The sequence below is a fragment of the Arthrobacter sp. HY1533 genome (assembly GCF_027568515.1).
GTDB lineage: Bacteria > Actinomycetota > Actinomycetes > Actinomycetales > Micrococcaceae > Specibacter.
This window is the reverse complement of the sequence record NZ_JANKZF010000009.1, coordinates 145,699-158,054: the sequence shown is the minus strand read 5'-3', so window position 1 is coordinate 158,054 and position 12,356 is coordinate 145,699. Positions and strand designations below refer to the sequence as shown.

The 12,356-nt window shown below is 65.0% G+C and carries 7 protein-coding genes; all 7 read right to left on the bottom strand.

All coding sequences use genetic code 11. The features are described 5' to 3' along the window. A complete protein-coding gene (locus tag PCK14_RS09545; protein ID WP_269938239.1) occupies positions 1-2,649 on the bottom strand; it encodes a LuxR family transcriptional regulator in 2,649 nt (882 codons plus the stop codon). A 213-nt stretch (positions 2,650-2,862) separates the two neighbouring features. Next, on the bottom strand, positions 2,863-5,556 hold the full coding sequence (locus tag PCK14_RS09540; protein WP_269938238.1) for a LuxR C-terminal-related transcriptional regulator: 2,694 nt from the start codon (positions 5,554-5,556) through the stop codon (positions 2,863-2,865). Then, positions 5,553-8,285: a LuxR family transcriptional regulator gene (locus PCK14_RS09535; RefSeq protein WP_269938237.1), complete on the bottom strand. Its 2,733-nt coding sequence runs from the start codon at positions 8,283-8,285 to the stop codon at positions 5,553-5,555. Before PCK14_RS09535 ends, PCK14_RS09540 begins: the two co-directional genes overlap by 4 nt. Positions 8,286-8,449: 164 nt before the next feature. After that, complete coding sequence (gene pth / locus PCK14_RS09530) at positions 8,450-9,022, bottom strand: aminoacyl-tRNA hydrolase (RefSeq protein WP_269938236.1); 573 nt, start codon at positions 9,020-9,022, stop codon at positions 8,450-8,452. Positions 9,023-9,040: 18 nt separating this feature from the next. Continuing rightward, positions 9,041-9,607, bottom strand: coding sequence for a 50S ribosomal protein L25/general stress protein Ctc (locus PCK14_RS09525; RefSeq protein WP_269938235.1), 567 nt, complete (start codon positions 9,605-9,607; stop codon positions 9,041-9,043). Positions 9,608-9,814: 207 nt separating this feature from the next. Next, on the bottom strand, positions 9,815-10,795 hold the full coding sequence (locus PCK14_RS09520; protein WP_269938234.1) for a ribose-phosphate diphosphokinase: 981 nt from the start codon (positions 10,793-10,795) through the stop codon (positions 9,815-9,817). A gap of 38 nt (positions 10,796-10,833) precedes the next feature. After that, complete coding sequence (gene glmU / locus PCK14_RS09515) at positions 10,834-12,282, bottom strand: bifunctional UDP-N-acetylglucosamine diphosphorylase/glucosamine-1-phosphate N-acetyltransferase GlmU (protein WP_269938233.1); 1,449 nt, start codon at positions 12,280-12,282, stop codon at positions 10,834-10,836. Positions 12,283-12,356: the final 74 nt, after the last annotated feature.

The following is a 12,356-nucleotide window of genomic DNA, read 5'->3' as shown; positions in this document are numbered from 1 at the left end:
TCAGGTCAGGCTTTCCCTCAGCTCCGCCCTGGAGGTCACTTGAAGCTTTGAATAGACCTGGTAGAGGTGGCCTTCCACGGTGCGGACCGAGATGTGCATTTGTGCCGCAATGGCCTTGTTGCTGGCCCCACGGGCGGCCAGGGACGCGATCTCCTGCTCCCGGAACGTCAGCATCTGGCCATCGTCGCTGCTGAGCTTGACGTGCCCCAGCTTCAGGACGCCATTCCTGATGATCTGGTGGGCAATTCGCAGGGAGTTCTTGTCGGCGTCGTCACCGGCAATCTTGAGTGCGGCCCGGGCGATGTCGCGGGCAAAGAGATCGTCACCGTAGTCGCTGGCCGCTTCCGCCATGGCAAGGAGCTGGGGCGCGTTTCCTGTCCTGATGCCCTGGGCAAAACCTTCACAGCACCTGGCCCACGGGCCCTGCACACCGGCGGCAAGGTCCATGAGCCGCTGGGCACCTGAGAGGCTCCCCAGCCTGACGGCCGCACAAAGAAACCCCATCTCCAAGGCAGCCATCTGGCCCCGGCGGCTTTCATCGGCCATTGAGTACAGGGCCACGATGGCCTTTTCACGGGACGAGATCTCGGCGGATGCCAACACCTCAAATGATTCGCACGCCAGCAGGATCAGCCGGGGTGCGCCAAAGCTCAGGGCACTGCGCCGGGTGATGAACGTGGCTGCCGATTCATCGTCTCCCTTGAGCGCATAGGAGTAGGCAAGGGCTGAATAGGCCAGCGCCTGCGGGGCGGTCTCGTGCAGCTGGTCAAATTGGCTCGCCGCCGCCAGAAGTGACGTCAGGGCCTTGTCGGCCCGCCCGGAATAGGCGTGCATGAGCCCTTCCACAAGCTGTCCCAGTGTGGCGGCCTGAACCCTCTTGAGGGGGCCCTGGGCAGCATGAAACATGGGGCCGCCGTTGTTGTCGGAAATCAGCAGGGCCGTGATGGCGGTGCCCAGCGCGGATCCTGCGAGATCGTCAAAGGGTCCCGCATCGTCCCGGACGATGGCGTCGAGTTCAATCTCCCCGGCAATGGCGGCCGCATCGAGGGCGCGGCCTGTCAGGGTCCACACCTCTATCAGCCACAGGCCGGCCACGAGCCGGGTGGAGGGGCTTATGCCGGTGGTGTGCAGCAACTGAAGCTGCGGTGCGGCTTCAGCGTACCGGCCCTTCTTCAACATCTGGTCAATTTCGGCGAGTTGGAGCCGCTCCTGAAGGTCTGCGTTGCCTGCCCCTTGCCCTTCCTGCTCATTGTCGAGCCGTCGGCGAATTGTCTGGAGCATGTCCGGGGCGTCTGGGGCGCCGGCCTGCGCCCCGCCCTGCACTGCCATGCGCAGCAGCATGACGTCCACCCACTGCGCCAGGGGCAGCTCGGTGTCCCGCAGCGTCGGCGACTGAAGAACAGCCCTGGCCTTGTCCATCTTGCCCAGTTCCAGCAGGGCCCGGGCATTCTCGATCATCATGGCCGGTTTGGAACCGTGGCCGGGAATCGACTCAAGGATGCGCATGGCCAGCTCGGGACATCCGGCCGTGTTCGCCGCCTGGGCCTGGGCCAGGGCACGGTCCCCGCCCTCCGGCCGGCCGCAGTCGATGGCCCAGACCGCCAGGCGGAAATTGTCCGCGATTCCGCCGCCCAGGCCGTCGGCGGATGCCGCCGCAAGCCGCTGGAGTTCGCGGCTGCGGCCGGCGGGGACTTCCTGCCTCACCACCTGGACAATGAGGTTGTTGCTGAGTGTGACAACGGCCTGATCGCCCTTTCCGATGGTCAGGAAACCGCGCTGCTGCAGGGAATCGACTGCGGCGCCGTCGCAAAAGGACATGAGGGCACCGACGGACAGCCCGCCGGACAGGGCCAGCGTCTCCACCACCATGCGCTCATGGTCGGAGAGCGACATCAGCGCCGTCATCACGGTGTCAACGCTGTTGCGCCCGCAGACAAACGGGCTGCCGGACAGCACCCAGACACCCTCGTTCAGGACGATGCTGCCGGCATTCAATTGCTCTTCAACAACAACGGTCAAGAACCTGGGATTGCCACTGCCGGCCGCGTACAGGGCCTTGGCCGCAGCTGCGGCAACAGGCCTTTCCAGGAATTCCTCAAGCCATGGCCGGACATCGACTTCGGAAATGGGCAGCACGTCCATGCGGGTGATGAGTCCGTCCCGCCACAGGCCGAGGATCTCCGCCGGCATGGAGGTGAGCGTGTCGCCGGTCAGCAGCAGCCGGACTGCCTTGCCCACCGCCAGCTGGCTCACGATCAGGGCCGAGTGGTCATCGAGGTCCTGGACGTTGTCAATGAACAGCACGACGGGCCGGCGGCTGGCACGCAGCTGCAGCTCCTTCGACACCGCACGGAAGACCGACATCGGGCTGTCGACGGCGTCGGCGGCCATCCCGCCCATCAACGGGCCCAAGGCGCCGTAGTCGATGCTGACGGTGCTGGCGCTGCACCGCAACGAGACCACCAGGCACTCCGGATCGATCAGGCGCAGCGCTTGTTTGGCCACGCAGGTCTTTCCGACCCCGTACTCACCGAGCAAGACAACGCCACAGCTGTCCCTGTGGCGCAATTTTCCCATGATGGTTTCCAGCATGGGTTCACGCACTGCTGCGAATGCGTCGCCACCCTTGCCGGGACCATGCTGAGACATTATTGGGCGCGTCACTATGCGCGCCGATTCCAAGACCGTATGAGACATGGGTCGAGACCTTCCCTAATGTACTGCCAACTCCAGTACTTCAACACTAGGAGCCAGGTCACAGCCGCACATGAGTAGTCGGTACTCTATTTCCCAGTACTCGCAGGGGGCAAACGCGCAAGTACTACCCGTTTGAGTACTCAGTCACCTACCTGTGCCGGCCCGTCAAGTGCCTGGTTCAAGGGTCCATTCATGGCCGATGATCTCGTGCCGGCCACTGATGGACATCTTTGCATAGCAGCGGTAGAGGTGGCCTTCCACAGTGCGCACGGAAAGCTGCAGGCGTTCGGCAATTTCCTTGTCCGAGAACCCTTCCACCACCAAGGCGGTGATTTCCCGTTCCCGGCGGGTCAGGAGTATGTTCCCCGATTTTGCCGGCATGCCCTGGGCAACCGATGGGCCGGTTGCGGCACCCAACTGGTGCGGCAGGAGCGGAAGTGTGCCAAAGACCGTGGTGCGCCCCTGTGCAGCATCCTTGAGCTTGGGCAATCGGGCCGCCGCCGGCCCCGGGCCGGCCCCGTCGGTGCCGGAGTGCAGCCGTTGGCAGATCTGGAGGATTGATTCGGACCAGGCGCCCTCAACCGTGGGGCAGATCTGCAGGAGGCGGTCAACCGGGCCAAGGTCGCCAAGTTCCACGGCCATCGCCAGGGCGTTCAGCTCCAAGAGCGGTGCCTGCTGAATCCTGGCACTCCCGGCCAGGGCCTGCAGTTCCGCCAGCCCAGCGCCGTCGTGCGTCTGGTACTCGCGCGCCGCTGCCATGAAGGCCCGCTCGTGCGCCGTGACCAGGAACATTGCAGGTCTCTCCCTGTGCTCTGCAATGAGGCCTGCCGCCACGTCCTGCCGGCCCAACTTGGCGGCGGCATAGGCAGCCATGGAGATGCAGAAGCCCAGTAGTTGCTGGGGATCGCTGTCGCGCAGGGATTCAATGCCCGGGAGCAGGGCCTCCAGGGCCTCCCCCAGCTGCCCCTGCCGGATCAGGCCCATCCCGCGGGCAACGTTGGCGCCGCCGCCAAAAGTGATGATGACGGGCCCCGTGTCCACAAAGAACTGGTCCAGCAGTTTGGCCGCAAGGTTCAGGTCGCCGGAGCACAGGGCCGTGGTCAACTGGCGGAAGACGATCATTTCCGGAATGAAGAAAACATCATGCACCTCGGAATGCTCAATGGCGAAGGCTTCCGCCGAGCGTGCCTGGCTCTGCGAGGCCAGACCCAGGGCGCACAGCCTCTCGGCATCCATGGCCAAGGCAATAGATTCATTGAGCCGGCGTTCCTCCATGGACAGCCCGGAACCTCCGGACAGCACGGATGTGATCAGCGGGAGCATCCGGCCGTAGTCCCCGTCCAGGGACAACTTCATCAATTCCAGCAGCATGGCCTTTTGGGCAACGTGCTCGGTGATCGTCGCTGCCTGCTCAGGCTGTGCCGCCTTGAGCCGTTCGCCGGCGGCGAGCAGCCTGGCCACATCCTTTTCCATGCTGGCCGCCGGCATGCCCAGGGCGAGCCTGGTGGTGGCCCGCAGCAGCGAGCCAAACAGCAGCTCATCCAGGGACTCCGCCTGGTCAAACGCATCCTCGAGGAGTTCCGCGGCTTGTTCGTAGCGGCCCACCATGTAGTGGGCCCTGGCCTGAACCGCCCGCACCCGCAGGGTCAAGTCCTGGCCGTTGATGTGGTCAAGAAGTTCCAGGGCCAGAGTTGGCTGGGACAGCTTGCACGCGATCAGGGCCGCGCGCATGAGCTGGTCCGTGGAGACCTCCAGTCCGCTGTCCACCGCCCAGCTGACCCGCCGCAGCAAGGCGTCGGTGCCCGAGGGGTGGGCCTGAAGTTTCCCCAGCAGGCTGTCGTGCAGGATGCGGCTGCGCGCCGGGGGAACCATCTGCCGGATGACTTCCCCATAGATGGGGTTGGCCAGCTGGAGCTGGGGCTCAACCCCACGCTGCTCCTGGATGAGGCTGCGGCCCAGCAATTCCGCCACGGCGTCCACACCGGACACCTGCTCAACCACCTCGCGCGAAATGGGTTCCGCCAAGGCCACCAGGTCCAGGGCCATTTCGGCAGCATCGCTCAGCCCGCGGATTTGTTGCCGCACCGCGTCTCGGAGGGTGCGGCCCACCCGACGCCGCCCCAGGTGGTACACCCAAGTGCCGCGGCTCTGGGTGAGCAGTCCGTTGTCCAGGGCCTCGCCGAGCAGAATCTTCAGCAGCATGGGGTTGCCGCGCGACCGCGACCAGAAATACCAGCTTGCAGGCAGGGCAACGGGGGCACCCAGCACGGCACGGCAAAATTCGTGCCCCTGTTCACGGCTCAGCGGACCCAGCTCAAGGGTCTCGGCACTGCCGCTGCTCCACAGCCGGGGAAGGGGCTCGGGAAGCCGGCTGTTGCGCCGGTGCGAGGCCACGAGTTGAATGGTCCCGGAAAGCACCAGCGTGACCAGCAATTCCGCCGTCGCCGGGTCAATGGCGTGGGCATCGTCAACTATGACCAGTGACCGCCTGCCGCTGCCTGACAGCCCTCCGCCGTTTCTCTCCATCGCGGCCAGCACGGCGCGAAACACGGTGGTTCGGAGGCTGACTTCGTCGCCCTTCATCTCACCCAGCAGCGGCGCCAGCGCCCCATAGGGCACCGAACTCAGCGAAGGTGTGCCGTGCAGGGCCATCACGGCCCTGGTGCTGCCGGCATCCCCGGCAAGGCGGCGCAGAATGCTGGAGGCACCCTGCCCGGTGTCGTAGCGAAGGATGACAGCCTGGCAGTCCTCATTGTCAATGGCGCTTTGAATGTCGGCAAGTTCGGCCGTGCGCACAAAGGGCGTGTGTGCGGGAACCACCGGGGACTCCCCGTGCTGCTTGTGCTCCTCGTGCTTCACCAGAATTCACCCATCTGAAACAGCTGACTGCGCGAACTGAGTCCCAGCTTGGCAAAAACCTGGTACAGGTGCCCCTCCACAGTGCGGATGGACACCCCCATCTGCTCCGCAATGTCACGGTTCGCCAGTCCGCGGCCAGCGAGCTTGGCCACCTGCAATTCCCGTTGAGTCAGCTTAACCCCCTCGTTGGCCGCCATCAATGGGGAACCCGGGGTCCGCGGGGCCAGGCGGTCAATTCTTACCTGGGCTTCCCTGGCCTGCCGGGCGAGGCCGCCGGACCGGGACAGGTCCAGGGCCAGCAACGCACAGCGCAGTTCCATGTCGGCGAGGTCCAGCTCCTGCGCGTCGGCTGCCGCAGCCAAGGCCTTGTCCGCATCCTTGGCGAGGACGGCTTGGGCAATCAGCTGGGACAGTGAGGCCAGGGGGCCCTGTCGCTTGCCCGCAGTGGACAACAACAGCGGCATGTCTTGTTCCCGGGCACGGGCGGAGGCACCCAGCAACTTCAGGGAGGCCAGCGTGTGGCGGCCGGCTGCGGCGTCCTCCTGCGCCGAAACAGCCAGGGCGTCCGCCGCGCGCGGGTCGCCCATGATGCGCCGGGCCACCAGGCTGAAGTACCGGGTCAGGTCCAGGTAGACCCATTCGGTGTTGGGTGCCAGGCCGTCCGCGAGGGCAAGGAACTTTGTGCTCCCGGCGTCGTCCTCCAGCTGGGCCAAGGCGCAGGCCAGGGACGCATAGGCCAGTTGCGTGCAGCGGTAGGTGTCCCGGATTTCCATTTGCGCCACTGCCACCGTCAGGATTTCCACGGCCTCCTGGCTTCTGCCGGCAAAGAGGTAGACAATGCCCAGTCCCAATTCAATGATCCCGCCCAGATATTCCGAACGGCTTCGCATGGTGCGCAGCATCTGGGTGAGCACCTCAACGCCCCGCCGCCACTGTCCTGACCAGGCGAGGGCAAGCACCAGGCCCTGGATGTGGAGGTCCGGCTGGCGAATAAACCTGGATTGGCCCTCAAGCCGCGGTGAAATCTCAACTGCCAGCTCCACGGCGTCCATTTCCCGTCCGGTGGCGGCCCAGGCCATGACCAGCAGGCTCCCGCAAAAAAGGCTGTAGTCCACATCCTCCATTTCCAGGTAGGCGGCCTCCAGCGCCTGCGCAGTTTGGGCAAGCAGGCCCGTTTGAACCTGGTGCTGGAACATCGCGAGATTCACGTTTCTCCTGGCGAGTTCCAGCTGCCCCGGATCGCCGTCGCTGGCATCGATCCTGGCGGACTCTTCCACGAGCAGGCCGGGAATCTGCTCCGCTCCCCCGTCCACCCACAGCAGGGCGTTGCAGAGTTCCCCCATCCATCCCGAGTGGTCACCAATGTTCAGGCACGCGTCGGCCAGCTCCCTGGTGTCCAGGATTTCAGCCACGGCCCGTGGGTAGTCGGAAAGCAGGGCGTGCGCTGCGCTTCGTTCCAGCGCGGCATAGACGGCGTAGGGCGTGCCCGGCTCAACCGCGTCGGTGAATGTCAGGGCCAGCAAGGGATCCGAATACAACAAGGCAGTCTTGGCCGCGGCAAGCGCCACCTCGGGTTTGAGGGGGATTCCCACATCGTGCGCCCAGGCGGCAAAAACCAGCAGTTCCTGCCGGGTGAGGACCTGCGACTCCAAGGACACGGTCTCCGTCAGCTCGGCGTAGAGGCTGGCCTTTTGTTCCGTTCCCATCATGCCCCGGACGGTTTCAGCCAAAAACGGTTCGGCCAGCGAAGTGTAGCGTCCGGGCTTCCGGCTGATGGCCAGGTAGTTCAGTTCCTCCATCTCGTTCACGGTGTCGGCGCCCAAAACATCCAGCACCAGCGACAAAGGCACTCGTTGAACCAGCGACATCATTTCAACCCCGTGCCGGATGCTGGGAGATTCGCGTCCGAGCCGTTCCTGGACCAGTTCCGCCAAGAGGCCTGAGGGCGGCCCGGATCGACCGCCGTTGAGAACCCAGGTGTCATTGTGCTGCATCAGGTGGCCGCGGTTGATTTCCTCGTGGATTAACGTGTGCAGCACCAGCGGATTGCCGGCGCTGGACTCGAACAGGGAGACCACGGTGGCGGCAGCCACCCGCCCGCCCATGGCCTTGGTGATCAACTCGTGGACGTCATGCAGCGTGAAAGCACCCACCACCAGTTCCGAGAGCAGGCGGTCCTTGAGCAGCCACATCAAGTCCTCCGGCAATTCGGTGGTGCTGCGGGCCAGGACCATGACCTTTGCGACACCGCTGAACACCAGGTGCATCAGCACGCCCATGCTGGATGTATCCACGGCCTGCAGGTCATCCAGGACCACCACAATCCTGCGGCCGGCGGCGTCGGCCGTTACCAGCTCGGAGATTCCTTGGATGATGGAGTTGGGATTTTGGAGGCTTGTACCGTCCAGGCGTGCCAACTGTACGCCCCACATCCCGTAGGGCACTGCCGTTTCCGTGCCGGTGCCAAACAGTTTGACGAAGTGGGTGGTGCCCTCGAGGTGGTGCTCCACGGAGCGTGCAAGCGTGGTTTTTCCGACACCGCGGGGTCCAATGACCACCACACCGTTGGTCTGGGCGTCGGCGAGCCTGTCCGCGGCTGTGCCAACGAGGTCTTGCCGAATGAAGGAGGACCAGCGACGGCGTTCGGCTGCACCCATCTCGCGACGACCAGAGCCGGGCCCTGTCCTGTCGCCTCGAGGGGCTGGCCATTCACCCCAGACGCTTGTCATCACCGTATCCCTAATACCTCCGGAGATTTGACAGGCACCCGAGGTGCCCCTGCCGCAATTAGGCTGATTCTAGCAGCGTTTGCAGCCGTCCCGGACAGATCGGGGAATCGTTGGACCGTGGTGGATTTTCACGGCCCAGAAGGGGGCGTTTGGCGCAGTTGGCCCTAGTGGAATTTTTCCTGCGCCGCCAGCAGCCCGCCTGTGACGAGCAGTTCAACGGCGTCTGCGGAGTTGTCGATCAAAAACGGCAGTGACTTGTTCTCCGCAGTGGAGAAGTCGCGCAGCACATGGCTTGCGGCGTCGGCGCGGCCGGGCGGGCGGCCCACACCTGCGCGCACGCGGTAGTAGTCCTTGGTGCCCAGGGCCCGGGAAATGTCGCGCAGGCCGTTGTGCCCGCCTTCGCCCCCGCCAAGCTTGAGCTTGACGGTGTCAAAGGGGATGTCAATTTCGTCGTGGACGGCCACCACGTTTGCGGCCGGGAGGTTGTAGAACTTGGCGAGTGCCGCCGTCGGGCCTCCGCTGAGGTTCATGAACGTGGTGGGCTTGGCCAGGATCAGCTTGTGCCCGCCAACCGAGAGCCGGCCGGTGGCCACGAGGGCCTTTGATTTGTGGCTCGTGAAATTGGCCCCCAGGCGGGAGGCAAGTTCCTCAACCACCATGTAGCCAATATTGTGCCTGTTGCGGCTGTAGCCGGGCCCGGGGTTTCCGAGCCCGACTACAAGCCAGGTATCACTCATGTGATGTGTGCTTCGAAATTACTCGGCAGCTGCTTCAGCTTCGGCTGCAACAGCGGGCTCAGCGAAGTGCACGATCAGCGCGGTGCCTTCGGTGACCAGCTCGGAGTTGGCCGGCAGGACCAGGTCCGAGGCGTGGATGTGCGCGCCTGCGGTGCGGCCTGCAATGTCAACCTCAACGTGAACCGGCACGTTGGTTGCATCTGCGGAGAGGCTGATGGTCATGGTCTCCTGGTTGACAACAACCGAGGCAGCCGGCTCGCCAACGATGACGACGGGAACGTCAACGTCAACCTTCTCGCCCTTCTGGACGGTCAGCAGGTCGATGTGCTCGACGATCTGCAGTACGGGGTCCTTCTGGACATCCTTCACCAGGGCGAGGTGCTCAACGCCATCGACCGTGACGGTCAGCAGTGCGTTGGCGCCGCGGATGGCGCGAACGGTTTCGCGCTCCGGCAGGACGATGTGCAGGGGGGCAACGCCGTGGCCGTAGATGACCGCGGGGATCTGCTTGGCGCGGCGGATGCGGCGGGCAGCGCCCTTGCCGAATTCGTTGCGGGCTTCGCCGGTCAGGTTCAATTCAGTCATGAAAAAAGCTCCTTCATAGTGTGGGGTGGGCGTGGACTAAACAGGTCAACACAAACCACTGCACAAATGCAAGGAGCGTAGAAGACCCAGTCGATCACGGACACATGGTGTCCCTCGCCAAGGTTTACTGCATAAGTTTAGCAGAACGACGGCGGGACCCGGTCCACATGAACCGGGTCCCGCCGTCGTGCTTGTGCCGTTTACTGCTTACGCGTCGCCGTCGAAGAGCGAGGTGACGGAGCCGTCCTCGAAGACTTCCTTGATGGCACGGGCCAGCAGGGGTGCAATCGAGAGGACCGTGAGGGTCTCGAAGCGCTTCTCTGCCGGGATGGGCAGCGTGTTGGTCACAACAACCTCGCGGGCGCCGCAGTTGGCCAGGCGCTCGGCGGCCGGGTCCGAGAACACGGCGTGCGTGGCGGCGATGATGACGTCCTTGGCGCCGGCGTCCTTCAGGACGCGGACTGCGCCGGCAATGGTTCCACCGGTGTCGATCATGTCGTCAATGAGCACGCAGGTGCGTCCCTCGACCTGTCCCACAACAGTCTTGGAAACGGCCTGGTTCGGCACGGTCAAATCGCGCGACTTATGCACGAACGCCAGGGGCGCACCGCCCAGGCGCTCGGCCCACTGCTCGGCAACGCGGACGCGGCCGGTGTCGGGCGAAACGACAGTGACCTCGTCCTCGCCGACGATGCTGCGGATGTGGTCCGCCAGCAGCGGGATGGCGAACAGGTGGTCCACGGGGCCGTCGAAGAAGCCCTGGATCTGTGCGGTGTGCAGGTCAACGCTCATGATGCGGTCGGCGCCGGCCGTCTTGTACAGGTCGGCAACCAGGCGGGCGGAGATGGGCTCGCGGCCACGGCCCTTCTTGTCCTGGCGGGAGTACGGGTAGAACGGGGCAACCACCGTGATGGCGCTGGCGGAGGCGCGCTTCATGGAGTCAACCATGATGAGCTGTTCCATGAGCCAGTTGTTCAGCGGGGCCGGGTGGGCCTGGATGATGAACACTTCCTTGCCGCGCACGCTCTCACCGGAGCGGACGTAGATCTCGCCGTTGGCGAAGTCGTACGCGGACATGGGCAGCAGTTCCGTGTCCAGGCACTTCGCCACTTCCTCGGCCAGCTCGGGGTGGGCGCGGCCGGATGCCAACACCAATTTCCTGTCGACGTTACGGCTAAGTTCGCTCATGATGTTCTTTCTCGCGGTGGTGGGGTGGGTGAGAAGTCTTAGTTGCCGGCATTTTCGGCCGCTTGCGCGGAGATGCTGCCGGGCCGGTGGGCCGCGGTCCAGCCCTCGGCGTTGCGCTGCGGGGCCACCGTCAGGGTCAGGGCACCCGCGGGAACGTCCTTGCGCACAATGGCCCCGGCTCCCGTGAAGGCGCCGTCGCCAACAGTCACGGGGGCCACGAACACGGTGTTGGAGCCGGTGCGCACGCCCGAGCCGATCACCGTGCGGTGCTTGTTCACGCCGTCGAAGTTGGCCGTGATGTTGCCGCAGCCGATGTTGGTGTCCTCGCCGATCTCGGCGTCGCCGGCGTAGCCCAGGTGGCTGAGCTTGGAGCCGCGGCCAATGGTGACGTTCTTCGTTTCGTAGAACGCGCCGATCTTGCCGTCGGCACCCAGCACTGTGCCGGGGCGCAGGTAGGTGAAGGGGCCAACATGTGCGCCCTCGCCGATGATGGCGCCGGAGCCGTGGGTGCGGGTCACTTCGGCGCCTTCGGCAATTTGCACGTCGGTGAGCGTGGAATCGGGACCGACGACGGCGTCGCGCGCCACTGTGGTCTTGCCGTGCAGCTGGGTGCCGGGCAGGATGGTGACGTCCTCGGCCAGCTGCACCGTGGAGTCGATCCAGGTGGTGGCGGGATCGATGATGCTCACGCCGGCGCGCATCCAGCCCTCGACGATGCGGCGGTTGTGCTCGGCGCCCAGGGCGGCGAGCTGCACGCGGTCGTTGGCGCCTTCAACCTGCCAGCGGTCGGTCGTGGAGACTGCGGCGACGCGGCCGCCGTCGTTCCTGGCCAGGAACAGGACATCTGTCAGGTACATCTCGCCCTGGTTGTTGTCGGTGGTGACAGCCTTGAGTGCCTCGCGGAGAACGGCGGCGTCGAAGGCGTAGATGCCGGAGTTGATCTCGCGAATTTCGCGTTCCTCGTCCGTGGCGTCCTTGTGCTCGCGGATGCCCAGCACGGTGCCATCTTCATGGCGCAGGATGCGGCCATAGCCGGCGGCGTCGTCCAGGACTGCGGTCAGCACGGTCACGGCGTTGCCGTCGGCCTGGTGCGTCGCGGTGAGCTCGGCGAGGAGTTCCGCCGTGAGGAGGGGGACGTCGCCATAGGTGACAACCACTGTGCCGGCCACGGGGGCTGCGGCGTCCAGGGCCTCGAGGGCCTGCTGCACGGCGCGGCCGGTGCCGGGGATTTCGTCCTGGTCCACAATGTGCGCGGCTTCATCGAGCGCGGTGATGTGTGCGGCGACGAGGTCGCGCTCGTGGCGGACCACCACGGCCAGCCGCTCAGGGTTGAGCCCCTTGGCGGCGGCGAGGGCGTGGCCCACCATGGAGATGCCGCCGATGGTGTGGAGAATCTTGGGGGTCCGCGACTTCATCCGGGTGCCTGCACCTGCCGCCAGGACGATGACTGCTGCCGGGGTGTCGGTGGGGATGTCTTGGGGGCTCACTAAGTGGCACTCCTGCCCGGACCGCAGTCCGATTTTCTTACGTACGCAATGGGGATCAGTTCCATGGTACCGCC